Source organism: Lacticaseibacillus songhuajiangensis (assembly GCF_003946025.1).
In the GTDB taxonomy this organism is placed as follows: Bacteria; Bacillota; Bacilli; order Lactobacillales; family Lactobacillaceae; genus Lacticaseibacillus; species Lacticaseibacillus songhuajiangensis.
This window is the reverse complement of the sequence record NZ_RHNR01000040.1, coordinates 1-26,879: the sequence shown is the minus strand read 5'-3', so window position 1 is coordinate 26,879 and position 26,879 is coordinate 1. Positions and strand designations below refer to the sequence as shown.

Annotated in this window: 13 protein-coding genes; 12 read left to right on the top strand and 1 reads right to left on the bottom strand. The window is 53.2% G+C overall.

Going from position 1 to position 26,879, the window contains the following annotated elements:
- The first annotated feature begins 597 nt into the window (after positions 1-597).
- From liaX to EKM97_RS09310, 8 genes are all read left to right on the top strand, one after another.
- Entirely contained in the window at positions 598-2,064 is a 1,467-nt protein-coding gene (liaX, locus tag EKM97_RS09345; RefSeq protein ID WP_164507505.1) for a daptomycin-sensing surface protein LiaX, read from the top strand.
- A 9-nt stretch (positions 2,065-2,073) separates the two neighbouring features.
- Positions 2,074-2,388: a hypothetical protein gene (locus EKM97_RS09340; protein ID WP_125572140.1), complete on the top strand. Its 315-nt coding sequence runs from the start codon at positions 2,074-2,076 to the stop codon at positions 2,386-2,388.
- 822 nt (positions 2,389-3,210) lie between these two features.
- The gene (gene hprK / locus EKM97_RS09335; protein WP_125572139.1) at positions 3,211-4,146 is read left to right on the top strand and encodes an HPr(Ser) kinase/phosphatase; all 936 of its coding nucleotides are present in this window, start codon (positions 3,211-3,213) and stop codon (positions 4,144-4,146) included.
- 9 nt (positions 4,147-4,155) lie between these two features.
- Positions 4,156-4,986, top strand: a complete 831-nt coding sequence (gene lgt, locus EKM97_RS09330; RefSeq protein ID WP_125572138.1) for a prolipoprotein diacylglyceryl transferase — start codon at positions 4,156-4,158, stop codon at positions 4,984-4,986.
- Between the two features lie 12 nt (positions 4,987-4,998).
- A complete protein-coding gene (locus EKM97_RS09325) occupies positions 4,999-6,018 on the top strand; it encodes an NAD(P)H-dependent glycerol-3-phosphate dehydrogenase (protein ID WP_125572137.1) in 1,020 nt (339 codons plus the stop codon).
- 91 nt (positions 6,019-6,109) lie between these two features.
- A complete protein-coding gene (trxB, locus tag EKM97_RS09320) occupies positions 6,110-7,048 on the top strand; it encodes a thioredoxin-disulfide reductase (protein WP_125572136.1) in 939 nt (312 codons plus the stop codon).
- A 155-nt stretch (positions 7,049-7,203) separates the two neighbouring features.
- Positions 7,204-8,934, top strand: coding sequence for a phospho-sugar mutase (locus tag EKM97_RS09315; RefSeq protein WP_125572135.1), 1,731 nt, complete (start codon positions 7,204-7,206; stop codon positions 8,932-8,934).
- Positions 8,935-9,908: 974 nt separating this feature from the next.
- Positions 9,909-10,538 (top strand): HD domain-containing protein, encoded by a 630-nt coding sequence (locus tag EKM97_RS09310; protein WP_125572134.1) that lies wholly within the window; start codon positions 9,909-9,911, stop codon positions 10,536-10,538.
- Between the two features lie 78 nt (positions 10,539-10,616).
- Here EKM97_RS09310 and EKM97_RS09305 read toward each other — a convergent pair whose 3' ends face one another.
- Entirely contained in the window at positions 10,617-11,306 is a 690-nt protein-coding gene (locus EKM97_RS09305) for a L,D-transpeptidase (protein WP_125572133.1), read from the bottom strand.
- 277 nt (positions 11,307-11,583) lie between these two features.
- Between EKM97_RS09305 and uvrB the strand changes: the two genes are divergently transcribed.
- From uvrB to EKM97_RS09285, 4 genes are all read left to right on the top strand, one after another.
- A complete protein-coding gene (gene uvrB / locus EKM97_RS09300) occupies positions 11,584-13,593 on the top strand; it encodes an excinuclease ABC subunit UvrB (RefSeq protein WP_125572132.1) in 2,010 nt (669 codons plus the stop codon).
- Positions 13,594-13,647: 54 nt separating this feature from the next.
- Entirely contained in the window at positions 13,648-16,497 is a 2,850-nt protein-coding gene (uvrA, locus tag EKM97_RS09295; protein WP_125572131.1) for an excinuclease ABC subunit UvrA, read from the top strand.
- Between the two features lie 241 nt (positions 16,498-16,738).
- Positions 16,739-21,703, top strand: a complete 4,965-nt coding sequence (locus tag EKM97_RS09290; protein ID WP_125572130.1) for a MucBP domain-containing protein — start codon at positions 16,739-16,741, stop codon at positions 21,701-21,703.
- Positions 21,704-21,936: 233 nt separating this feature from the next.
- The gene (locus tag EKM97_RS09285) at positions 21,937-26,715 is read left to right on the top strand and encodes a MucBP domain-containing protein (protein ID WP_164507504.1); all 4,779 of its coding nucleotides are present in this window, start codon (positions 21,937-21,939) and stop codon (positions 26,713-26,715) included.
- Positions 26,716-26,879: the final 164 nt, after the last annotated feature.

Sequence of the window (26,879 nt, the reverse complement as noted above, 5' to 3'; positions counted from 1 at the left end):
TGGAACTAAACAGCACTGAGATTGGAACAAGGCTTGTGGGGCTAAGCGAACAATTTGCCTGATTCTTGAGCAGACCAAAACCGCTCGTTCTCCTGATCCCACGATGAGTAGTTTTAGTTCCACTTTGTAACGTGTCGGCCACGGAGGTGGTGGTGTGCTTGGGCGGAGCAGAGGGAACGGAGTCGGGCGAAAGTATTATTGTGTGGAGACGTGGCGCGAACTTTCGCCACGGCTTCACACAATAATACCGGGAGCGCAGAGTTGACGCTGGTTTTTGCGGCAACTCTGCCAGCGGAAGACCGCGTTAGCGGGCTGAAGCGGCCCCGCCCGACGTAGTTCCCGGAGCGCAGCCCAAGCGCACCACCACCGGAGTTGCCGCCCCCACCGCCTTGCGGCGTTGTGAAAACTGCTTAAAGTGCAGGTCGCACCCTTGCGGGCGCAGATTTACGCTGACGGACAGCGACAACTCCCGAATTTCAGCGTAAATTTTGTGAATTTTGTGAATTAGCAAAAATCAACCTTTGGACCTATGTAAAGTGGTCGGCATCGCAGGCATAATATAAGCATGGAATCCTAAAAGATATGGAGGACCCAACAATGAATGAACGTGAACGTATTTTAGACTTAGTGAAAAAAGGCGTGCTCTCTAGTGAAGAAGGGCTCGTATTACTTGAAAACCTGGCTAACCAGGGTAAAAAAACAGATCCAGTTCAAGAAACCATGACGGAGGCACAACCTGAGGCGGACACCGAACAGGAAACTGCTGAGAAGCAAAGCAATCCAGAATTGGATGAACTGAACAGCAAGCGTGCGAAAGTTCGGACAAAACTCGATACCAGTAGTGAACAGCTTGCTGATTTGCGCCGCCAGCAAGCCGCTAATGACGAGCAGATTATCGTCTATGACACCATGGAAGACCTCGACACGCTTACCCCTGACAAGGCGGAAGCGCGGACGAATCTGAAGAGCCAGAACAAGGCGCTTGGTCAGGAAGTAACGAAGCTGGAAGAACAGCGTAACGCGGCCAAGCAGGAGCTAAATGATCTTGATCGCCAAATTCGGCAGCTAGAAATGAAGGATAATTTTAGCCGTGTTGTACCGGATGACTGGCAGGATCAGGCTAAGTCCGCTGCCCAGGATTTGGGCAAGGCGGTCAGTGACGCCAGCAGCCAAATTGGCTCCATCGTCCGCAAGACGGCCAAGAGTGTCATGGACAATGTCGACTGGAAGGACGTTACCGTCCGGGTTCCGGGAATTGCCACCCAAAAGTTCAGTCACACCTTCACTTTTGCCAACAACACGGCTACCGTTTTGGATGTCAGCGTTGCGAATGGGAATGTACAGTTCCGCACTTGGGACAGTGATGATATTCAGGTCCAGGCGGACATTCGCTTCTTCGGTAAAGTAAGCGGTGAACTTCTTGACGAGTTTACCCAGCGCAGCAACATCGAAGTTGATGGTGAACACTTCATTTTCCAAGTACCAAACAAGCGAATTGAGGCTAACTTGGTCATCAGCTTGCCGCGGCGCGAATATGACCACGTGGCAGTACGAAACCTCAACGGCGACATGAAGATGAACGACTTGCACGGCAAGGACTTGTACGCCAAAACCACGAATGGCGATCTGAAGTTTAACAACGTGCAGGCCGTCATGGTTGAAGCGGAGAACGTTAATGGCGACGTCAAAGCAGTTGACGCCCAGATTAACTCCGCGGTCATCAGCACGGTAAACGGGAATGCTCGCTTTGCTGGTCGGGGGCAGTCGCTTAAGATTTCAACCGTCAATGGCGATGTGAAGGTGACGCTGAAGTCTGCGGCTAAGTCCGTTAACGCCACGAGTGTGAACGGTGCCGTGAAGGTCGCACTGCCAGAAGAAGTGGGGCTGAGTGGCCAGGCCAAAACGCGTTTTGGGAGCATCCGTTCACGGATGACTGGCATTGAGACGCCAAGCAAACAGCGCCGTAGCGTTGACCTGGTTCGCGAGGGCGAAGAAACCGTCGTGGTTAACCTGAGCACCGTCACGGGCGAAATCCTGATTAAGGACACAGACAAAGAGAAGTAGGTGTAGTATTTGCCACTAATTTTAATTCCACTGGTAATCATCGGGGTAATCATGCTGCTGATGATTCCGTTCATGCTGATTTACATGGTCTTTCGGTTCCTCGCTATCCCCATCATGATCATCCTCGGTATCTGGCTCTACATGCGCATCACGGGTCGTGGGCGCACGTACAGTCACCACACCAACCGCGCCGGCAACCACGTGCGCTTTTCGCAGCGGGATGATTTTGCAAAAGGTAGCAACCGCCGCAAAGATGTGACCGATTCTGGTCACGATACCACAGTCCACCGGCATGACTCCGGTGCACATTGGGACGATTTCTAACACTGGCAGGTCGCGCGTTGCGCGGCCTGTTTTTGTTTGTCGCTGTTCGTTAGCGATAGTATTGAAAATACCATCCGCTAGGATGACTTCTGTGAAAATAGACCGAAGGTCGGGCTTGGGGCGAATTTGCTTCGCAAGCAGGAACTCCGTCAGCGGGGACCGCTTCAGCCGGCCCTACGGTGTCCGTCTCACTACGCGCTAAAGCGCGAGGTCGACTGGCTCTGCCGTCTTCCACTGGGGACTTTGCCGCAAAACCGGCGTCAAAGTCCCGCTCCCGACACAATTAGCGGTGTACACCCGACGAAAACCATGTCGGGCATACACTGCTAATTGTGTTTTCGCTGACTCCGTCCCTGCTTGCTACGCCAATCCACCCCAGGCTCTTAGTGCATTCACGAGATGATAGTGGTGATATTACCAGTGCCATCCAGAGTGGGTATACCCATCCCTGAGAGCTACGATATTCATCAAATCAGGACGCGCTGATGAACCACTATGAATGCAGAAAATCAAAGATTACTCTGATTAATTTTGTGATTACCACCCGGTAATGTGTTGGCCACGCAGGTGCGGGTGTGCTTGGATGGAGCCACTTGCACTCATCGCTTTAGCGATGCTAGTGCAATGGACACCGGAGGATCCAAGCGCACCCGCGCCGGAGTTGCCGACCCACCGCCTTACGGCAGTATGAAAACAGCTTAAAGTGAAGAGCGCACCCTTACGGGCACGAACTTACACTGACGGACTGTGTTACAGACAGGTAGCGTCAGCAGGGGCTGAATATGGTAAGATGTAAAGTATAAAAAAGGGTAGGTGAACGCATTGGCTGAATACGTAACCGTCGCCGCGTTGGTTGACGCTGCAAAGCTGACCGTCCTTAGTGGTCAGGAGTACCTGCAAGAACGCAAAATTGTTGTGAGTGATATTTCGCGTCCTGGTCTGGAACTGACTGGGTTCTTCAATTACTATCCGCACGAACGAATTCAGTTGTTCGGTCGTACGGAAACATCTTTTGCACGGAACATGGATGCTGTTGACCGGCACGAAGTTCTGCGCAGAATGTGTTCGAGGGATACGCCGGCATTCCTGATTTCGCGGGGGCTTACCCCACCAGAAGGCATGCTCGAGGCAGCCGCGGCTGCACATATTCCGGTGCTTAGCTCTGCACTGCCAACAACCCGTTTGTCCTCACTCATCACTGATTACCTTGATGGTGAACTGGCTGAGCGCGAAAGTATGCACGGGGTGCTCGTTGAAATTTACGGACTCGGCGTACTCATTACTGGGGATTCCGGCATTGGAAAGTCCGAAACGGCGCTTGAACTCATTCAGCGTGGGCACCGGCTGATTGCTGATGATCGTGTTGACGTTTACCAGCAAGATGAGCAGACCATCATCGGTTCCGCACCCGCGATTCTTAAGCACATGCTTGAGGTGCGCGGTATCGGGATTGTTGACGTGATGGATCTCTTCGGTGCCGGGGCGGTGCGTGAAAACACATCGGTTAGCCTGATTGTGCACCTTGCCAACTGGACCTCAGACAAGAATTTTGACCGTCTGGGCAGTGGAATGGACACGCAGATGATTTTCGACGTGGCCGTTCCCAAAATTACCGTACCCGTGAAAGTTGGGCGGAACATCGCAATTCTGATTGAAATTGCCGCGATGAACTACCGGGCTAAGACCATGGGTTACGATGCAACCAAGAAGTTTGAGGATAACCTGAACAACCTGATTGCCCAAAATTCTAGCGATTAGGAGATTCATATGTACGCTGCATTAAACCCAATCGCCCTCCGCCTGGGCGCGCTTGAAATCCACTGGTATGGCGTGATTATCGCCAGTGGCGTGATTCTGGCTGTTTATCTAGCTGTACAGGAAGCTAAGCGTCGTAACGTGAGCGAGGATCACATCCTCAACTTGGTGCTCTACTCCCTGCCTTTTGCCCTGATTGGGGCCCGTGCTTACTACGTCGCGTTTGAATGGCCATATTACTCGCAGCATCCCAGTGAAATCATCGCCATCTGGCATGGCGGAATTGCCATTTATGGGGCGCTGATTGCCGCGGCCATTGTCTTCATCGTGTATTGCCGCATCAAGGACTTGTCCATCTGGCTGGTGCTGGACATTGCAGCGCCAACCGTGATGATTGCGCAGACGATTGGTCGCTGGGGCAACTTCATGAACCAGGAAGCATTTGGACAGGTCACGAGCCTGTCCTTCCTGCACGAGTTGCACCTGCCTGAATGGATTATTCAACAGATGTTCATCAGTGGGCAGTACCGAATGCCGACTTTCCTCTTTGAATCAGCGTGGAACGTTTGCGGGTTTATCCTGCTGATGTCCATTCGTCACCACAAGGACTGGTTCAAACAGGGCGAAGTCTTCCTGACTTATGTGCTCTGGTACAGCTTCGGCCGCTTCTTCGTTGAAGGCATGCGGACCGATAGTTTGTACATCACGGCCGGCCTGCGGGTGTCGCAGCTTGTATCCATTGTTTTGTTCGTCAGTGCGGTTATTATCTTCATCTACCGGCGTCGTCAGAAACAGACGCCATGGTACCTTGAGGGTAATCTGAACGCCGCTATTAACAATTAAGGAGTGAATCTTTTGTCAGTCAAAATTGCAGTTCTTGGTGCCGGATCATGGGGTACCGTTCTCGCCAACTTGCTTACCGAAAATGGTCACGATGTGCACATCTGGGCATACCTCCAGAAGGACACCGATGAGATTAACAACCAGCACAGTAATGAACACTACCTGCCTGGTTTCCGTCTCGACCACCGCTTGGTCGCAACGACCAGCTTGGCAGAGGCCACTGAAGATGCCGATGTTGTGCTCTTCGTTGTGCCAACCAACGTGGTGCGTGGGGTTGCTGAACAGCTCTTGCCATTGCTTGAAAAGCGCGACAAGAAGCCAATCTTGGCATCCGCAGCCAAGGGTCTTGAAGTGGGCACCTACATGCGCGTTACGCAGGTGATTGAGAACGTCATCCCAGCAGAACAGCACCGCGGCGTTGTGGCCATTTCCGGCCCAAGCCACGCGGAGGATACTTCCGTGAAGGACATCACGACACTCACAGCCGCTTCCACCAACTTGGAAGCCGCCCAGTATGTCCAGAAGGTCTTCATGAACGATTACTTCCGCCTCTACACCAACCAGGATGTGATTGGTGTTGAAATGGGTGCCGCACTTAAGAACGTCATTGCGATTGGTGCCGGTGCACTGCACGGTCTGGGTTACGGCGACAACGCCAAGGCTGCCCTGATTACCCGTGGCTTGGCTGAAATCAGCCGCCTCGGTGTGCAGATGGGTGCCGACCCACTGACCTTCATCGGTTTGTCTGGTGTTGGGGACCTCATCGTGACGGCAACGTCCGTGCACTCCCGCAACTGGCGCTGTGGTAACCAGCTTGGCCACGGCGAGAAGCTCCAGGACGTGCTCGATAACATGGGCCAGGTTGTGGAAGGTGTTTCCACGGCCAAGGTTGCTCACGAACTTGCCCACAGCAAGGGTGTTGAGATGCCAATTACGGACGCCATTTACGACGTGCTGTACAACGACAAGCCAATCAAGCAGGCCATTTCTGACCTGATGAAACGCGAAAGCAAGCCTGAATTCGATTACTAGTCACTGCGTACCCGCTTTACTTTTCGGAGTAGAGCGGGTATATTATTAATAGTCTTACAAAAAGTAAGAGAACTGAAAGGGGATTTAAGCCATGAGTAAAGAAGTTGACGTTGTCGTGATCGGCGCTGGCCCTGGGGGCATGACCGCAGCATTGTATGCCTCTCGCTCCAACCTGTCCGTTGTGATGCTGGACCGCGGGATTTACGGTGGCCAGATGAACAACACCGCTACAATCGAAAATTACCCGGGCTTCCCTAGTGTCATGGGTCCCGACCTGGGTGAGAAGATGTTCGCCGGTGCCACGCAGTTTGGTGCCGAGTACGAGTACGGTAACGTAACGGGCATCGAAACCGACGGCGACAACAAAATTGTGCACACGGATGACGGCGATTACATCGCCAAGGCGGTCATTTTGGCTACTGGTTCCGAGTACAAGAAGTTGGGCATTCCTGGGGAACAAGAATACGCCGGCCGTGGTGTTTCCTACTGTGCCGTCTGTGACGGTGCGTTCTTCAAGGGCCAGGACCTCATCGTCATTGGTGGTGGGGACTCCGCTATTGAAGAAGGTCTCTACCTGACGCAGCTCGCAAACTCCGTGACGGTCATTCACCGTCGCGACCAGTTGCGTGCACAGCCAATCATGCAAAAGCGTGCCTTTGCCAACGACAAGATGAAGTTCATCTGGAACGCCCAGGTGGAAGAGATTCTTGGTGGTGACGACGGTGTGACCGGTGTTCGCTACAAGGATAAGGTGACGGGCGAGGAGAAGGTTGTCGACGGTAAGGGGACCTTTATCTACGTTGGCATCAAGCCAATGACAGATGCCTTTGCCAACCTCGGCGTGCTTGATGAGCAGGGCTGGGTCATTGTGGATGACCACATGCAGACCAAGGTGCCTGGTGTCTTCGCCATTGGGGATGTGCGCCAGAAGGAACTGCGCCAGATTACAACTGCTATCGGTGACGGTGGTTTGGCCGGCCAGGGTGTCTTCAACTACATCCAGGGCCTCAAGGACAGCGCCCTCAAGTAAGCTGTCACTTTTAATTAATAAGTAAGTGTTAGCAAAACGTTAAGAAACGCGGCTGTGGCCGCGTTTTTTTGTGTTTTCGTCCGCAATGGGGGCGCTGACAAAATTTTGCATGTATACTGTGAGTAGACTAAAAACATGAATTGGAGCTGGACAGCATGACCTTTGATGATAATTACGCAGTGTGGACCAAGCAGACGGGTCTGCCCGCAGAATTACAGGCGGATTTGGACGCGATGCGCACCGATGCTGAGTTGCGTGAAGACGCCTTCGCAGTGCCGATGGCATTCGGGACCGCGGGGATGCGCGGCCTGCTGGGTGCCGGTATCAACCGGATGAACATCTACACCGTGGCGCAGGCAACTGCCGGCCTCGCGCGCTACATGCGCGAACTGGGCAATGCTGTCATGCAGCGCGGGGTGGCCATCAGTTTTGACTCACGCCATAACTCCGAACTGTTTGCCCACGTGAGCGCCGCGGTTCTGGGTGCTGCTGGCATCAAGAGCTACGTCTTCGACGCTTTGCGCCCAACCCCAGAGCTGTCTTTTGCCGTGCGTGACCTGCACGCGTTTGCCGGCATCATGATTACTGCTAGCCACAACCCGAAGGAATACGACGGCTACAAGCTGTACGGCGAAGATGGCGGCCAGCTCCCACCCGATGCCTCGGACAAAATTACTGAGTACATCAAGGGCGTGACGGATATCTTCAACATCGCGCAGGCTGATGAAACGCAGTTGCGCCACAATGGCCTGATGCAGCTCATTGGTGAAGACGTTGACGCGGCATATCTGGACGCCGTGGCGACCGTTACGGTGGATCCTGAGCTCGTAAAGCGTGTGGGTAAGACCATGAAGTTGGTGTACACGCCACTGCACGGGACCGGGAAGGTGCCGGTTATGCGGGCACTTCAGCGCGCGGGTTTTGCGAACTTCAGCATGGTGCGTGAGCAGGCCATCTACGACCCTGAGTTCATCACCGTGAGCCATCCCAACCCAGAATTTAAGGAAGCCTTCGACCTGGCGATTAAGCTGGGCAAAGAGCAGGGTGCTGACCTGCTGATTGCAACTGATCCGGACGCCGACCGTCTCGGTGCCGCCGTGCGGGTCGGGGACGATTACCACTTGCTAACGGGGAACCAGATTGCCAGTCTGTTGCTGCACTACATTCTTGAAGCCAGCAAGCAGGCCGGTAAGTTGCCAGCTAATGCTGCTGTCGTGAAGAGTTTTGTTTCCACAGAACTCGCTGACCGCATTTGCGCCGACTACGGTGTCAAAATGTTAACCGTGGAAACCGGCTTTAAGTTCATCGGGGATGCGATTGCCCACTTTGAAGAAACTGGTGACCACACCTTCATGTTCGGGTTTGAGGAAAGTTACGGCTACCTGATTAAGCCTTTTGTCCGGGACAAGGATGCGGTGCAGTCCACCTTGCTGTTGGCCGAAGTTGCGGCTTATTACCAGGACCGGGGGATGACCCTCGCCGATGCGATTGACGAGCTATATGCGAAGTATGGTTACTTCGCTGAAAAGACCACAGCGCTGGAATTCGCTGGCGTCACCGGTCCCAAGAAGATGCAAGCACTGATGCGGGCTTTCCGCGAAGATCAGCCAGAAGACTTTGTGGGGACCAAAATTGCGCGTTTTGAGGACTACCTGAGCGGTGTTGCACAAACCGCCGATGGGGCAACGAGTCGGTTGACCTTGCCGAAGGCCAACGTGCTGAAGTACTACTTGACCGATGACACCTGGATTGCCATCCGGCCAAGCGGTACCGAACCGAAGGTGAAGTTCTACATTGGTGTGAGCGCGGATTCGCAGGCCGAGGCAGACAAGCGCCTTGACGCTTACGAGAAGGCACTGAGTCAGTTCGCAGACGCAGTTGAATAGTGAACGCTGTCCGTCAGCGATAGCATTTCGGTGACGAAGTCACGCTGCGCCTCTGTGGTGTTTTCACGGCCACCGTTAGGTGGTGGGGTCGGCAACTCCGGCGTGAGTGCGCTTGGGCTGCGCTCCGGCGAACTACGTCGGGCGGGACCGCTCCAGGCGGCCCTACGGTGTCCGTCTCACTACGCGCTAAAGCGCGAGGTCGACTGGCTTCGCCGTCTTCCGCTGGCAGATTTGCCGCAAACCCAGCGTCAAATCCGCGTTCCTAAGATAATCTGCGGTGTACACCCGGCAAGACCCACGCCGGGCATACACTGCAGATTATCTTGTCGCCCGACTCCGTTCCCTCCGCTCCGCCCAAGCGCACTCACGCCTCCGTGGCCGACACGTTACTAAGTAGGAAATATCGCACTAACATTCGGCTACACATCGGTCGTGACTAGAAGATGACTGTCTCCTGTACTTAGAGAGGCTGTGGCAACATTCTTCACCATATTCGAGAAGACAGATGAACTCCTCACTGTGCAACTTTTCCCGATTACATGTCCATTTCCGCCAGCGCAGCCGGAAACTTTCACAACTACCATGTTGTAGCACTTAGGGCCTGGGGCGGCTTGGTGGAGTGAACGCAGGTAGGTGGCGCGCAAAGAACGTGAACAGCCCATACAACCGGCGCAAGCCGTATTGTATGGTCTGTTCACGTTCGGGAAAAAGTTTAGCAGTAGCCTGGCCTGCCAGGCGTGAGCCAGTGGCACTTTGCGCTTTAGCGCTTAGAGCCACGGCCGCGTAGCTCGACCCCGCGTCACCTGCCTGCGGGCACGTAACCAAGCCGCCCCAGTCCCGACCTTCGGTCTAACCACTATTTTTAAACCGAGCATCCTTGCGGATGAAAGTTTCCCGACTTACGCTGACGGACAGCGTTTTGCATGCATCCAGCCGATGTGCTAGCATTAACAAAAATTACGGAGGTGATTGTTATGGGACTGCACCAATACATCGATGGGTTGTCGAATCTAGAAACCTTGCGCCGCGCGCCAGGCTTCTTCAAGTATGAGGAGCACTCAGTGGCCGCGCATAGCTTCAAGGTCGCATCCATTGCGCAGATGTTGGGCGATATTGAGGAACAAGCTGGCCAGCAGGTAAACTGGCAGCGACTGTATGAGAAGGCACTCAACCACGACTACACCGAGCGTTTCATTGGTGACATCAAGACGCCAGTCAAATATGCGACGCCGACCTTACGCAAAATGCTCGCGGGCGTCGAGGACACGATGACCGAGAACTTTATTGAGGATGAAATACCGGCCGAGTTTCAAGACATTTACCGGCGCCGGCTGGGCGAGGGCAAAGACGATACGCTGGAAGGTAAAATTCTCAGCGTTTCCGATAAGGTGGATTTGCTTTATGAAGGTTATGGCGAAATCGAAAAGGGGAACCCTGAGTCCGTCTTCTTAGATATCTACCGGGAAAGCCTCAAGACCATTGCGGAGTTCAAGGACATGGCCAGCGTGCAGTACTTTTTGAACAACATTCTCCCTGACATGCTCAGCGAGGATTTTGCCGACCGGGATCACTTGGTTGACTTAACGCACGAGATTCTGGATTAGAGTTTAAGCGCTGGTGCAACACAAAACGACCGTCTCTCTGTTATGCAGAGAAGCGGTCGTTTTGTGCTTGGGGGAGATTTAGTCGATTTTCACTTTGGTGCCTACGGGAATGTTTGCGTTGATCCATTTTGCATCCGGAATGGTTAAGCGAACGCAGCCGTGGGATGCGGCCTCCTTGCCGAGTTTATTGGCCTCGCTGGTGATGTATTTGCCATTCACGTCGGTGGGTACCGTGTGGAAGAGATACTTACCGTGGTCGAGGAAGCTCGTGTAGTAATGCGCACCCATTTTTTCGCTGGGGTTATAGAAGTAGTCGCCGCGCTCAGATTGAATGTGGAAGGTGCCCTTCGGCGTGGTTCCATCCATGCCCGTCGATGCGTACATGGTATAGAGGATTTTTTTGCCATCTTTAACGTAGACGTGTTGCTTTTTAATGCTGACGTCTAGTTCCAAATGTGGGTGTTTGCTGACAGACGGGTAGGCCTTAGATTGTGACGGTTTGCGCCAGTTGACGGGTTTTGCAGCCTGTTTTTTCTTGGCAGCTGCCGCGCTCGCCGCTGCCTTCTTTTTAGCCATGTTTTTCTTTAACTGAATCGACGAGCTGACGGCAGCCTTGCTGGCAGCTTCACTGGCCGTAATGCGGTTATTACGAACGACGAGCAGGCCCACGATGAGGACTAGCAAGACAGGCACGGTGACGGCAAAATAACGCCAGCGTAATTTTGCTGAAAAGACGGTCTCGAGATTTTGCAGGAAACTTCGCTTCATAATGGGCTCCTTTCTGCTTACTGATAAGAAAAGTGTAACATTATCAAAATTCAACTGATAGCCAATTAACAGAAATTATAAGGACGTTTGTTTTCGCAATAAATGCTTAAGTAGCATCACTAGCGAAAGTTTGTTCGCCGTGGTATTATTAGCACCAAAAGGGGCAGCAGTGGATACTTTATCCGCACTGGCCAAACGCGAGACTAGCAGCTGGAGGAGGGCTGGAACTAGGTTCTGGTCCTCTTCTTAGCGTTAAGCCGGATTGGAGGAGTTAAGCATGGAAGATACGCGCGAACAACGACCTTTTGAGTTGGTGTCACCGTACAAACCGGCCGGAGATCAGCCGCAGGCCATTGAGAAATTGGTGAAGGGTTTCAAGGCGGGCGAAAAAGAACAAATTTTGCTTGGTGCTACCGGGACTGGGAAAACTTTCACAATGAGTAATGTGATTGCGCAGTTGGGTAAACCCACGCTGATTCTCTCCCATAACAAAACGCTGGCGGGTCAGCTTTACGGCGAATTCAAACAGTTTTTCCCAAACAACGCCGTCGAGTACTTCGTGTCTTACTATGATTACTACCAGCCTGAAGCCTACGTGCCCAGTTCTGATACCTACATCGAAAAAGACTCTTCAATCAACGACGAAATTGACCAACTGCGGCACTCAGCGACCAGTTCGCTGCTGACGCGCAGCGACGTGATTGTGGTGGCATCAGTGTCCAGCATCTTTGGTTTAGGGAACCCAAAGGAATACTTTGACCACCTGATTTCCCTGCACGTGGGCATGGAGATGGACCGTAATGCACTTTTGCGGCGGCTCGTGGACATTCAGTATGACCGTAATGACATCGATTTCCAGCGTGGCCGGTTCCGTGTGCGCGGCGACGTGGTCGAAATTTTCCCTGCCAGCGGCGATGAGCACGCGATTCGGGTTGAGTTCTTTGGTGATGAAATTGACCGAATTACCGAAGTCGACGCGCTGACTGGTGAAGTCATTGGTACCCGTGACCACGTGGCCATTTTCCCAGCGACACACTTTATGACCGCCGACGACCGCATGGATACGGCGATTCAGGGGATTAGCGATGAACTCGATGCCCGGCTCAAGGAGTTGCGCGACGACGATAAGTTGCTTGAGGCCCAGCGGCTGGAGCAGCGGACGAACTACGACATCGAAATGCTACGTGAAATGGGCTACACGAGTGGGGTTGAAAACTACTCGCGGCACATGGATGGTCGTAAGCCCGGTGAACCACCATACACCTTGCTCGACTTCTTCCCGAAGGACTTCAACATCATGGTGGATGAAAGCCACGTCACGATGCCGCAAGTTCGCGCCATGTACAATGGTGACCGTGCGCGCAAGCAGGTGTTGATTGATTACGGCTTCCGCTTGCCGAGTGCACTGGATAACCGGCCGCTGACACTGGCTGAATTTGAGAAGCACGTCAACCGGATTTTGTACGTTTCCGCAACGCCAGGACCATACGAAATGGATCGCGTGCCCGAGAAGGACGTTGCTGAACAAATTATTCGGCCAACCGGTCTGCTTGATCCCAAAATCGAAGTGCGGCCGATTATGGGCCAGATTGATGACCTCGTGTCAGAGATTAACATCCGCGTTGAAAAGCACGAACGTGTCTTCATCACGACCCTGACCAAGAAGATGGCGGAAGACTTGACCGACTACATGAAAGAACTCGGCATTAAGGTCAAGTACCTGCATTCCGACATCAAGACGCTCGAGCGCACCCAGATTATCCGCGATTTGCGCTTGGGCAAGTTCGACGTGCTAATTGGGATTAATCTGCTGCGTGAAGGGATCGACGTGCCGGAAGTTTCGCTAATTGCGATTCTGGATGCCGACAAGGAAGGCTTCCTGCGTGCGGAACGTTCACTGATTCAAACCATTGGGCGGGCGAGCCGTAACGAGCACGGAAAAGTCATCATGTACGCGGACAAAATTACCGATTCGATGCGCGCGGCGATGGATGAAACCCAGCGGCGGCGGTCGATTCAGGAACAGTTTAACAAGGACCACAACATCACGCCGAAGACCATCATTAAGCCAATCCGTGACAACATTAGCACAATCGTCAAGGATGGCGCCGATGACGACAAGGGCAAGAGCTTTGCTCAGGTCGACTTGGAAGACATGACGGCGGCTGAACGCAAGGAAGTTGTGGCGAGTCTGCGCGAACAGATGCAGGCGGCAGCGAAGAAGCTCGACTTCGAGCAGGCGGCAAGTCTGCGCGATACGATTCTGGAGCTGGAAGCAAAAGACTAAGCACGCACGTGTGCAGGGCACCGCTTCGGCCCGCTAATGAGGAAAACGATATACATGGCAAATGATAAAATTGTGATTCACGGCGCTCGTAGCCATAACTTAAAGAATATTGACGTCACCATCCCGCGAGACAAGCTAGTTGTTGTGACCGGCTTGTCCGGATCAGGGAAGAGCTCGCTAGCATTCGACACGCTCTACGCAGAAGGCCAGCGCCGCTACGTTGAGAGCCTTTCCGCTTACGCGCGCCAGTTTTTGGGCCAGATGGACAAGCCGGATGTGGATTCAATTGACGGCTTGTCCCCGGCCATCTCCATTGACCAGAAGACGACGTCCAAGAACCCGCGCAGTACCGTGGGAACGGTCACCGAAATCAACGATTACCTGCGTCTGCTTTGGGCGCGGGTGGGCACGCCAATCTGCCCGAACGATGGCACCCCGATTGTGAGCCAGTCGGTTGAACAGATGGTGAACAAGGCGTTGACGTTACCTGAGAAGACGCGTGTGCAGATTATGAGCCCCATCATTCGCCACAAGAAGGGTGCGCACAAGAAGGTCTTCGCCAAAATTCAGCGCGAAGGTTACGTGCGCATGCGCGTTGATGGCGAAATCGTCGACGTGGACCCAAACTACGAGATTGACGGGAAGAAGTTCCACGACATCGACATCGTGATTGACCGCATCGTCATCAAGCCAGAAGTGCGCTCCCGGCTGTTTGATTCCTTCGAAGCTGCATTGCGCTTGTCTGAAGGCTACGCGGTGGTGGACGTCATCGGCGGCGAACCACTCGTGTTCTCTGAACACTATTCCTGCCCGCTTTGTGGTTTCTCCGTTGGCGAACTGGAACCACGTCTGTTCTCCTTCAACGCGCCTTTTGGTGCGTGCCCAGTTTGTGATGGCTTGGGCCAGAAGCTCAACGTTGACGTGGATCTGGTCGTGCCGGACAAGAGCAAAACCCTGGCGGAGGGCGCCATTGCGCCGTGGAACCCAATCAGTTCGCAGTACTACCCAACGATGTTGGAACAGGCCTGCACGCAGTACGGCATTCCGATGGACGTGCCTTTTGAAAAGCTCACTGACAAGCAGCGCGATTTCGTGCTGAACGGCAGTCAGGGCAAGACCTTCCACTTCCATTTTGAAAATGACTTTGGTGGTTTGCGGGATTTGGACGTTGAGTTCGAAGGCGTGCTGCCCAACATCGACCGCCGCTACCACGAAACTAACAGTGACTTCACCCGCACCGTGATGCGGCAGTACATGACCGCACTGGCTTGCCCAGCTTGCCACGGCAAGCGGCTGAACCCACAAGCGCTGGCCGTGAAGGTGAACGGCCGCGATATTGCCGAAGTTTCCGATCTGGCCATCAAGGACGCCGAACCATTCTTTGAAAGCCTTAAGCTTAGCGAGCAAAATGAAACGATTGCCCGTCCCATCGTCAAGGAAGTCAGCGATCGGCTGACCTTCCTGGTGAACGTGGGTTTGGATTACCTGACGCTTTCCCGTAGTGCCGGCACCTTGTCTGGTGGGGAAGCCCAGCGGATTCGCTTGGCAACACAGATTGGGTCGAACCTGTCTGGTGTGCTCTACGTGCTGGATGAACCTTCTATCGGACTGCACCAGCGCGATAATGACCGCTTGATTCGTTCCCTCAAGAAGATGCGCGACCTCGGGAACACCTTGGTCGTCGTCGAACACGATGAGGACACGATGCTCGCCGCGGACTACCTGATTGACATTGGCCCCGGTGCTGGGGAAAACGGCGGGAAGGTGATGGCTGCCGGTACCCCGAAACAGGTAATGCGCAGTGCTAAATCGCTGACGGGACAGTACCTGTCTGGCCGCAAGTTCATCCCGGTGCCTAAGGAGCGCCGGACCGGTGATGGCAAGGCCATCCGCGTAACGGGAGCCGCTGATCACAACTTGAAGAACATCACGGTGGACTTCCCACTGGGTGAGTTCATTGCCGTGACCGGTGTTTCCGGCTCTGGTAAGTCCACGCTGGTCAACTCCGTGCTCAAGCGGGCGCTTAAGCAGAAGATGAATCATAATTCCGAAAAACCTGGTGCCTACAAGTCCATCAAAGGCTGGGAGAACCTGGAGAAGGTTGTTGACGTCGACCAGTCGCCAATCGGGCGCACGCCGCGCAGTAACCCTGCCACTTACACTGGGGTCTTCGATGACATTCGGGGCCTGTTCGCTCAGACCACTGAGGCCAAGCTGCGTGGTTACAAGAAGGGCCGCTTCAGTTTCAACGTCAAGGGTGGCCGCTGTGAGAATTGTAAGGGTGACGGGATCATCAAAATCGAGATGAACTTTCTGCCCGATGTGTACGTGCCCTGTGAAGTTTGTCACGGCAGTCGCTACAACTCCGAAACGCTGGAAGTGACCTACAAGGGCAAGAACATCTCCGAAGTGCTGGACATGACCGTCAGTGAAGCCTGCAAGTTCTTCGCACCGATTCCGAAGATTGCCCGCAAGCTGCAGACCATCGTTGATGTTGGCCTTGGGTACGTCTCCCTAGGTCAGTCTGCCACCACCTTGTCTGGTGGGGAAGCCCAGCGCATGAAGCTCGCAAGTGAACTCCAGAAGCGCAGCACGGGGAAGAACTTCTACATTTTGGATGAACCCACCACGGGGCTGCACACTGACGACATCGGCCGGTTGCTCGAAGTTCTGCAGCGGCTGGTGGACGAGGGCAACACCGTCTTGGTTATCGAACACAACCTGGACGTCGTGAAGTCGGCCGACTGGCTGATTGACCTCGGTCCTGAAGGTGGGGATGGCGGTGGGACCGTCGTTGCCACCGGCACGCCGGAGCAGATTGCGAAGGTGCCAGCTAGTTACACCGGGAAGTACCTGGGTCCGATTATTGCGCGCGATGTTAAGCGCGCGGCGGAACAGGAATAGACTGAAGCACAAGTGTGTATTTGCATATTTAACGTGAAACGAGGTTGCCCTCTAAGGTAGCCTCGTTTTTGTAGTTTATGGGCAAAATATTTGCTAAGAAAACTTATTTAAATCATTACTAATAACTATGATAGCGTTCACAAAGAGCAATTTTAGTACAAGTGAAGTGACCGCATCTGATGTGGTAAATGGCTTACAGTAAAGGTGGGAGTGGCGCATTTTAACGAAACGAGGAGGAGTTATGATGCACACAAAGAAGACGAGCAGTCGGCTACCTAGTGGGGATGCCAAACTGCATTACAAAATGTATAAGGCAGGCAAACTGTGGTTGTTTGCCGGCATTAGTTTTATTGGCACGATGGCCATCTTGGGCGGCAACCCGGTTGCGGCCAGCACGACAGACGACGCCAACAGTGATGCGAACACCAGCGTGAAGAGCGACACCGAGCAGACCGGTAACACGGTTCAGCTCACGAAGACGCAAGGGCAAGGTGCGGCGCAGAATACTGCTGCTGATGAAGCGGGAAGCGATGCGGCCGGAAACGATAGCACGCAGAAAGCGATTGAGACGCCGCAGTCAGCTGCGGGCAGTGCTGTGCAAAATACTGCCGAGAAGCAGCAAGCGGACACGGGCAACGCAGAAATGCAGCAGGCAGCTCCTGATACAACAGCGGAACAGGCCGACACTACCGCTAAAACGACAGACGGTGCGAACGTTGATGGCGCTGCTGCGCAAGGGACGGAGAACGGCAGTCAGCGACAAGCTGCGACTACTGAAACGGCACAGTCGTCGCAACCCGCAGCCACTGCAAAAGCCGTGACAGCCGCGCGTGCTGCCGCGGCACCCGTGCAGAAGACGCAGGTTGATGCCACCAGCACCACGATGACCTTGCAGACTCAAAAGGACACGATTCAGTCTGGTGAAACCGCGAGTTTTAACTTTAATCTGAATGTGTCTGGCATTGAGACCGATGGCAGTTCCCAGAAGCTGATTGTTAACCTGCCTAGCAATTTTGCACTGACCGACACTGACCTCAGCATTAACGGGGTAACGCCAACTCAGGACGCGACGAATCACCAGTTGATTTATGATTTCGCGACGCCGCAAAACGGATTGACTGCCAACAAGCAGTTCAACTTTGAAACTCAGTCGGGTGAAATCGTGAACGGCACTAAGGTAACGATGTCGGCAGTGTTCACGGATGGTGAAAACGTCGTCGAGACGGGTGATCAGAGTGTCACGGTGACCTCCAGGGCCGTTTATGGTGTTGCTATTCAGTTTGACGGCGTGCTGCCATCAGACGGTAACGGCAATTTAGTCACCGATGCAAATGGGCAGGCAACAATCGACAGAACTAAAATTACTGGGCGTGCGGGCGACCTTGTGGCGTACACCGTCGGCATCTCCGCACCCAAGCAAACTCTTGGCCAGGCGTTCATTGCGCCGGGGACGATAGTTCGGGTGCGTGTTGCTTTGCCATTAGACATGACCTATGTTGGCGTGGATAACACCACACCAACACCTCAATTATCCACACAAAGTGGGATGACAATTCTTGATTTTGCACTTGTAGCACCTAGCGTTGCAGAACAGAAAGCGGCAATTAAGAATCTAATTAGTCAGCAATTTAATATCGTGGCACGAATCAATAACAATGTTCCATATAACACGAATTTGACTGTTCAGGCTTTGATGGGGGCAACGACCATCAATAGCGAGACTATTACATCAGATGTTGCAACGAGCACAATTACAACGGTTCCTAATTACATTAAGGACGGCATTCCGACGGGGGGAACCGTAATGTACTTCTATGCATATAGTCCTCAAGTTGAAGGTCAGTCTGGTTCAACGAGTGCATCAACTAATGTTGATCCTCAAGCTTCACCGGGTGATGTGTTAACGTATACGCTTGTACTGGGTGACGCGGATTTTAATGCATCCCAGCAGAACTACATGCCAGAGTACACTAGTGAAGCACCTGGAATTAAGCTTACTAGCGAAGGCTATATTAGGCCTATACAAGAGTATAGTGTGACGTATGATATTGATGATCATCTAAACGTAAATACACTATACGTTGCAAAACCGATTGGATACATCGAGGGTAATGCAGCGTTGCTGGATGAAAATCCTAAGTTTGAACTTTTTGTAAAGTATCAGGATTCTAATACTTTTGAAAATGTTCCAATATTAAGTGGCATGACGGATACCTCTGGCCAAACAATCGATTTAAATGGCCTGCTGAGCAATCAACGTGGTGTTGATAAGCTTAAATTTGTTTGGGAGAAACCAGTTACAGGTCAAACATACCGTAATGTAACATTTACAATGACCCCGAAAGCGGATTACTACGGAACCGTCAAGAATTCGTTGAGCGCAGATGTTACCGGATTTCTCCTGGGAACGGGGTGGGTTCAGGTACAATATAGCCAAGACGGTGCCTTTTTGGTCGGACCAATGTCTGGCTTTAAAAATGGAATTCCTGCCCCTGGTACCGAAATTCATGGTAGTAATGCTGCCATTTGGAATCAGTTCATGACGTCAAAAACTGCCGAAATCGTTAAACCTGCTGAAAACACTCCCCGTGTCATCAACGAAAGCATCAGCTTCGCCAAGACAACGGATGGTAAAGCTGACACTGGGGCCAACCAACTGCTGATTGACGTTGACAACAACAAGGCTTCTCTGCAGAGTTTCAGTGGGTTAACCTCTTACGTGACGCTTCCCGAAGGTGTCACCTACACTGGTAATGATCCACAGGTGAGCGTACAGATTGTTGATGGCAAGACACTGCTCACGATTAACTGGCAGCGTAATGCCTTGGCACCAAACAGTGCCAACACCTTGAGCCTGGACGTCGATATTAACGGCAAGCTCAACCTTGGGACGATGGGCTTTGGTCTGTACTCAACAGTTACCGAACCCGACACCGTGGTACCACGCACGATTGACCCAACTGCCGCCTCTGATGTGCAGATTCTGCAGGGTGCCAGTTTACCAGGCCTGCAGTTGAGCCAAAATGTTTATGCGCTCGAAATTTTGGCCAGTGTGAACGACATTGCTGGACACCAGGTGAAGGCGGAAGCGAGTGCGACGAATGCTGACGGTGATAGTGGTAGTCTGGTGACCGTGCGCGCGAACGAAGACGGGCAGTATGTGCTTAGTTTCGCCCCAACAACAGACGCGGCATTGCAGAACCTGACGCTGACGGCGACCTTGCCTCGCGTTGGGGATACCGCGGTGCTCGCGACTACCGCCCGTGGGACGACCACCAATGACGTGCAGTTGTCAGGTCCAATCCAGTTGCCGACTAGTTGGCAGGGTAAGGCAACGGTCCGTTACGTCACTGCGACGGCACCAGATGGCCTAACTGAGGCAGACGTGACTGATTTCAGCGCAGTCACTGGTTTTACCATCACCTATGACGACCCGCAAGGCTACGTTGACGGTGGTGAGCAGCAGATTATCGTACCGGTGCATGTTGCCGGGGATTCAGCTGAAGGAACCCAGGCGTTCATCAGTTATGCGGTTGCGGCAAATGGTCTGACGCAGGCCGAGGGCCTCAAGGCCGGCATTACGGTTGGCACGCGGCAGCAAGCCAACGCCACGGTGACTTACCACGACGCCACGATGGACATCGACTTGGCCGTCGTGAACGCAACAACTGATTCCAGCCTGGTCGGCAATCTCGATACGACCAGCACTTACAGCAGCGCGGCTGCCATCGCAGCCTACCTTGCTCAAGGCTACCAGCTCGTTAGTGATGGCACCAAGAATGCCGATGGCAGCAGTGCCATCAAGTTCACCACTGGTGGTGCAACCACCAATTATGTGGTCACCCTCAAACATGCTTACTCGGCCGGCGCCGTGAAGACCGTGACGCGCAAGATTCACTACGTTGATGGGAGCGGCAAAACGCTAGCGCCAGATCACGTGGACAGTCAGAGTTTTCTTATTGTGACTGACAACGTCACGGGTCAGACGCAAACTTACACCGCAACTGGTATCGCTGCGGCACCAACACTGACAGATGGCAAACCTGATAGCAGTGACTGGACGCTCAGCAATTTGGTCAGCTTCGCAGCGGTTGCCAACCCAAGCATTAAGAACTACAAGGTGACGGCAACGACCGCGGCTGATGGTGACCTGAAGCAGGTGGCCGCCGCCAATATCAACAGTGCAAGTAGCAACCAGGTGGTCACCGTCACCTACGGACCGGATGCGGGTGAAGTGCCAACACCAGTCGCAGCGGGAGATTTGACCGTTCGCTACGTGGATGAGAACGGTAAGACCTTACTTCCAGATGTGGTAAAGGCCGGCTACGTGGGCAATGCCTACGCAGTGACTGCGCCAAGTATCAAGAACTATGTGCTCAAGAGCGCACCAAAGGTGAGTGGTAGTTTCACTGCGGCCGCGCAAACGGTGACCTTCGTTTACGGTTTTGCTACTGGTGAACCCGGCGACGAAGTGCAGGCCGGTGACCTGACCATTCGTTACGTCGATCGCAATGGCAAGACACTGCTCCCGAACGTGGTGAAGTCCGGCTACGTCGGTAATGCGTTCAGTGTGACAGCCCCCAGCATCAATGCTTACACACTCCAGGGCAATGCGAGCGCTCAGGGGCACTTTACTAAGGCAGCCCAGACGGTCACCTTCGTCTACGAACAGATTCCAGGACGACCAGCCGAAGATCAGCCTGCAACACTGACCATTCACTACGTCACGGCTGACGGCACAATCGTGCAGCCAGCGACAACAAAAGCTGCTTACGTTGGCAATGCTTATGGCGTGACGCCACCAGCAATCGCTGGTTACCAGTACGTTGGCTTGGGTAACGGTTCAGCGCCATTGGATGGACATTTTGCCCGGACAGCGACGGATATCGTGCTGATTTACAAAGCGAATGAAGGTGGAACGGTTCAACCTGGTCAGCCGGACATACCTGATAAGCCAGGACACGAGCTGCCAAGCACCGATGGTGGCACGGCAACACCAGGTAAGGGTGGCACGCAGACCGTGAAGACGGCACTGCCGAACACGGCAACAACTGCTAGCGAGACGCCGGTAAATTCCGTTAAGAAAAATGCGGTGCCACGGACTCTGCCGCAAACTGGTGAAACGCACAATAATATCGCGGTAATACTGGGACTGGGCCTCATGAGCCTGGTTAGCGGTGCGTGGTTCCGGAAGCGTCAACACTAGAACGCGCATATCGCAGTACCGACTTCAATGAATACGGACATTCCTAGCTAGGGACGTCCGTATTTTTGTGACGTAAATTCTGTCAAAATACTAATGAATGAATAACACTATTCTAATTGCAAATCTGCAAATCACGAGCTTAGCTTGTGATAATTGCACCCCTTTTGCCTATGTCAGGGCTTACATTAAATGTGGAAGGTATGTCACCTAGCGGCAAGCGAGGAGGAATTATCATGCGTGCGATGAAGAGAGATGGGCAAGTTAGCACTGAGGTCAAGATGCACTACAAAATGTACAAGGCGGGCAAGTTGTGGCTGGTTGCCGGCATCGGCTTTGTCGGCACCATGATGGTGCTCGGTGGTCAGCCGGTTGCTGCGAGTGCGGCGACAGACACCGAGGCAGTGCGGGATTCTGTGGTTGAGAAGGACGATGCTGCAACGAGTGATGCTAATTCCGACGTGGACGTGCAAACTAAAACGCCAAGTGCGGACAACGTTCAGCAAGATGCTACGCAAGCAACAACAGATGCGGAAGACACGAGTGAGCAGACGCCAAGCGACGACACCGGAAAAACTGGAACCACCGCAACTGGTACTGGGACCGATGCGGCAGACGTGTCAGAAGCAGTAACTGGCGAATCAACTGGTACTTCTGCGCCAGAAGTAAGTACGGAGGGTTCAAACGATTCCGTCAATACTTCGGTGGCGGGTGAGACAGCGACAGAATCAGCTCCTGCAACGCAGACGCAAGAGAATGCTGGTGAGCAGAGTACAACGCCTGCTGCTGAGGGCGAGACGCAAACGTCAGCAGCAGCAACGCAAAAAGAGCAGGTTGATGCGACGAGTACAACTCTAAACTTGCAAGCGGAACAATCCCAAATTAAATCCGGTGAGACAGCGACGTTTGATTTCAATCTGAATGTGTCTGGGATTGAGTCTGACAGCGGTGCGCAACAGCTGCTCGTCAATTTGCCAAGCGATTTCGCACCGAGCGACACAGATTTGAGCATCAATGGTGTCACGCCAACGCTGGACGAAGCCACAAACCAGCTGGTTTATGACTTTGCAGGCCCCCAAAATGGACTGACTGTTAGCAAGCGATTCAATTTTGCGACCGAGTCTGGCGACATTAAGAACCAGACGCCGCTCACGATGTCTGCCAGTTTTGTTGATGGGGACACGGTCACTGAAAGTGGCGACCAGACCGTACTGATTACGTCCAAGGCGATTTACGGTGTTGCCGCACAGTTCATCGGCGTGCTGCCAACGAATGACGATGGCAGTATCAAAATGGATGCGAACGGCGACGCGACGATTGATCAGAGTAAACTCACCGGTCGCGCCGGCGATTTAGTTGCTTACGCGATTGGGGTGTCGACGCCGAAACAGGTGGCTGGGCAAGCCTACATTGAGCCTGGTACGCAGGTGCAAGTGCGCGCGGTGTTGCCGGTCGGGATGACGTTCGTGAGTGTGGATAGTAGTACGCCACAACCGGTTGTGAACACGACAGATGCGGGGCAAACCATCCTCGATTTCTATTTACCAGCGCCGAGCCTTGAGGAACAAGCTGCAGCGACCAAAAACTTGTTGACTGCTCAGTTCAATATTGTTGGCCGGATTAATAGTGATGTGCCGGTCAATACTGACTTGACCGTGGGTGCACTCATGGGCGCAACTTCTATTAATGGTGAGAAGGTTCAGTCCGAAGCCGCAACTAGCACAATCAGAACGGTCCCTGATTATAGTCAAATTGGCTATACAACAGATGGTAGCCAGTTCTACTTTTACCAATGGGGACCGAAGGATGGCGCAGGTGCAATGGCGAGTCCTGAAATCAACACTGATCCTCAAGTTTATCCAAACGCGACTTTGAATTACTTAATTCAACTCGGCTCCGCAGATTACGATGCGCCTCAGGGTCCAGATCCTGCTGTGGGATTTGAAAATGTTTCAGAATTGAAACTGACGAAGGATGGTTACGTTCGTAAGATTCAGAGTTACGTGGCAACTTATGATGTGGATGATCATCTGAATATCCAGACGATGTCCGTGGGCGCACCTTATGCAACACTTGAGGGTAACATCCTCGCTTTGGATGAAGCGCCGAAATTTAGTCTCTACGTGAAGTATCAGGATGAAGATAAGTATGAAAGCACTCCAATTTTAGCCGACATCACAGACACGGCAGGGCGGAAGTTGGATATGACGAAGCTACTCGATAACAATCGGGGCGTAGATAAGTTGCAGTTTGTGTGGACAACGCCTGTCGCAGGGCAAACTTATGACAATATTCGTTTTACGATGACGCCAAAAGTTGATTACTATGGTACCGTTACCAATTCTCTAACGGTGAACGTATCAGGGTTTGATTGGCTCGGCTGGCTGGAAACTCGGTATGACAAGACTGGCGCCTATACAATTGCGACTGTTCCAGGCTATCCTGGCAGTGAGGGCCGTGTTGGCCTTGAAGTGCACCTAACTGATGAAGTTGGTAATCCAATTGAACCTGGCAGTGCCAACGACTACACGGCTAACTATAACCAGTACATGACCGATAAAACTGCGGAAATCATCAAGCCCGCCGAAAACACACCGCGTGTTCTCAACGAAAGCATTGGCTTTGCGAACGTCACCGATGGCAAAATTGATCCTGGCACCAACCAGATGCTGATTGACGTCGACAACAACAAGGCTTCCTTGCAGAGCTTCAGCAATCTGACCACATACGTGATTCTGCCAGCGGGAGTGACCTACACCGGCAATGATGCACAGGTTACTGCTCAGGCAGTCGATGGCATGACGCTGCTGACCATCAATTGGCAGCAAGGCACCCTAGCCCCGAATAGCGCCAACACGCTTGCCCTCGACATTGATGTGAACGAGGAGTTGAACTTGAAGAACCTGGCTTTTGGTCTCTACTCCACGGTTAGTGAAGCTGACACCGTTGTGCCACGCACGATTGATCCTAGTGACGCGTCTGACGTGCAGATTTATAACGGTGCTAACTTGCCGGGCCTGCAACTGACGCAAAAAGTTTACGCACTTGAAATTATGGGTGGTGTGAACACCGCGACCGGCCACCAGGTGATGGCAACGGCCGCCGCGGCAAACGCGGCTGGCGAGATCGGTGCACTCGTCACGGTGAATGCGAATGAAGATGGTCAGTACCTCTTGAACCTTGCTAACACCACAGACAAGGCGCTGCAGGAGTTGACCCTCCTGGCGACGCTGCCACAGGAAGGCGATACCGCGGTTCTGGATAGTACCGCTCGCGGAACGAGCACGAACGCCGTTAAACTTTCCGGACCAATTCAACTGCCTGCTTCCTGGCAGGGAAGGGCAACAGTAGCCTATCTGACAGCTGACGCGCCGAACGGCTTGGCCGCCGCGGACGTTAGCGATTTTAGTCAGGTGACTGGCTTCATTGTCAGCTACAATGATGCTTTTGGTTATCTTGACGGCAGCAGCCAGCAAATCGTTGTGCCGGTGCACGTCGCCGCTGATGCGGTGGTCGGATCACAGGCGTTCATCAGTTATGGTATTCAAGCGAACCGCCTGCAGCAGGTCGAAGGCTTGAAGGCTGGGATTACGGTTGGCGCGCGCCAGCAGGCAAGTGCGACTGTCACTTACCACGATGCCACGACGAACACGGATTTGCGCGTCGATACCGCGACAACAAATGCAGAACTCACAGGCGACCTCAACACGACCAGCACTTATGATAGTGCCGCAACAATTGGCGCATACCTGCAACAGGGTTATGAGCTTGTGAGTGACGCCACTAAGAACGCTGACGGTAGCAGTGCCATCGCGTTTACAACAGAAGGCAGCACGACCAATTACCAGGTAGTTTTGAAACACACGTACACCGCTGATGCCCCGCGGACGGTCACACAGACGATTCATTATGTGAATGGTGCTGGTAAAATTGTGGCACCGGATCACGTTGCAAGTCAGTCCTTTGTGGTCATGGTTGACCAAGTAACGCAGCAAGCACAGACGTACACAGCTTTCGGCAAGCAGGACGCGCCAGTCCTCACAGAAGGTGTGCCGACTGGGGCTAGTTGGCAGCAGGCAGCTGCCGCAACTTTTGCTGCGGTGACCAATCCGACTATTACCGATTACCACGTGGTTGCCACCACTGCTGCGGATGGCAATCTGGAGCAGGTTAGTGCCAGTTTAGTGCAAGCTGATAGTGCTGATCAGTTGGTGACTGTTACCTACGCCGCGGACACCAGCGAGGTAACACCGCCGGTTGCGACTGGTACACTCACGGTCCGCTATGTTGACGACCATGGGACGACACTGTTGCCAAATACGACGCAGTCAGGTGATTTAGGCACGAGTTATGCAGTCAGCGCACCGCAGATTACGGGTTACCGTCTGATGGGCAGTGGCACTGCGCAGGGCAGCTTCACGGCGGCGCCGCAGACAATCGCCTTCATCTACACCCAGATTGTTACGCCACCAGATAACGGCCAGACATTGGGCACGCTGACAGTTCATTATGTCGATGATGCCGGTCAGACGCTCTTGCCAGACACAACGCAGTCAGGGACAGCAGGTACCAGCTACAATGTCAGTGCGCCAAGTATTACCAACTACACTGTCACTGGCCAAACCAGTGCAAGTGGCACGTTCGCTACCGACGCGCGGAGCATCACCTTTGTTTACAAGCAGAATGCGAGTCAACCAATTACAGATGAACCGGGTACAGACGAAACACCGGGTGGACATAATCTGCCCAACACGTTTGATGAAGGTGACACCACGCCGGAAGAAACAACAAAGCCAAGTACTGGCACGTCTGTTAGTCGGACGCAACTGCCAAGTACTGGCGACGCAATTACGCACGTGAACCGCAAGTCAGTAGCAGTTACGAAGCAAGTCGCAAACACGACGCAGCGCAACTTGCCGCAGACCGGTGAAAAGCGCACTAACGTTCTGGCACTGCTGGGCTTAGGCTTACTGGCACTGACCAGTGGCGCATGGCTGCGCAAGCGCGAGTATTAATACGCACTAACTAAATACCTGGGTTCAGGGTCACGAAGATAGCCAAATGGTCGTCCTTGTGACCCTTTTGTGTGGCGATGTCGTCAATATTTCCCGGGAACAATCGCGCATTTCGCGCCCGTCCCGTGGTATCAACGTTTCTAGCACCATCGATTTTACGGTGG

Excerpts from the sequence above, each read along its gene's own strand:
- liaX (WP_164507505.1), top strand. The coding sequence starts at position 598 with ATGAATGAACGTGAACGTATTTTAGACTTAGTGAAAAAAGGCGTGCTC.
- lgt (WP_125572138.1), top strand. The coding sequence starts at position 4,156 with ATGTACGCTGCATTAAACCCAATCGCCCTCCGCCTGGGCGCGCTTGAA.
- trxB (WP_125572136.1), top strand. The coding sequence starts at position 6,110 with ATGAGTAAAGAAGTTGACGTTGTCGTGATCGGCGCTGGCCCTGGGGGC.
- EKM97_RS09315 (WP_125572135.1), top strand. The coding sequence starts at position 7,204 with ATGACCTTTGATGATAATTACGCAGTGTGGACCAAGCAGACGGGTCTG.
- EKM97_RS09310 (WP_125572134.1), top strand. The coding sequence starts at position 9,909 with ATGGGACTGCACCAATACATCGATGGGTTGTCGAATCTAGAAACCTTG.
- EKM97_RS09305 (WP_125572133.1), bottom strand. The coding sequence starts at position 11,306 with ATGAAGCGAAGTTTCCTGCAAAATCTCGAGACCGTCTTTTCAGCAAAA.
- uvrB (WP_125572132.1), top strand. The coding sequence starts at position 11,584 with ATGGAAGATACGCGCGAACAACGACCTTTTGAGTTGGTGTCACCGTAC.
- uvrA (WP_125572131.1), top strand. The coding sequence starts at position 13,648 with ATGGCAAATGATAAAATTGTGATTCACGGCGCTCGTAGCCATAACTTA.
- EKM97_RS09290 (WP_125572130.1), top strand. The coding sequence starts at position 16,739 with ATGATGCACACAAAGAAGACGAGCAGTCGGCTACCTAGTGGGGATGCC.
- EKM97_RS09285 (WP_164507504.1), top strand. The coding sequence starts at position 21,937 with ATGCGTGCGATGAAGAGAGATGGGCAAGTTAGCACTGAGGTCAAGATG.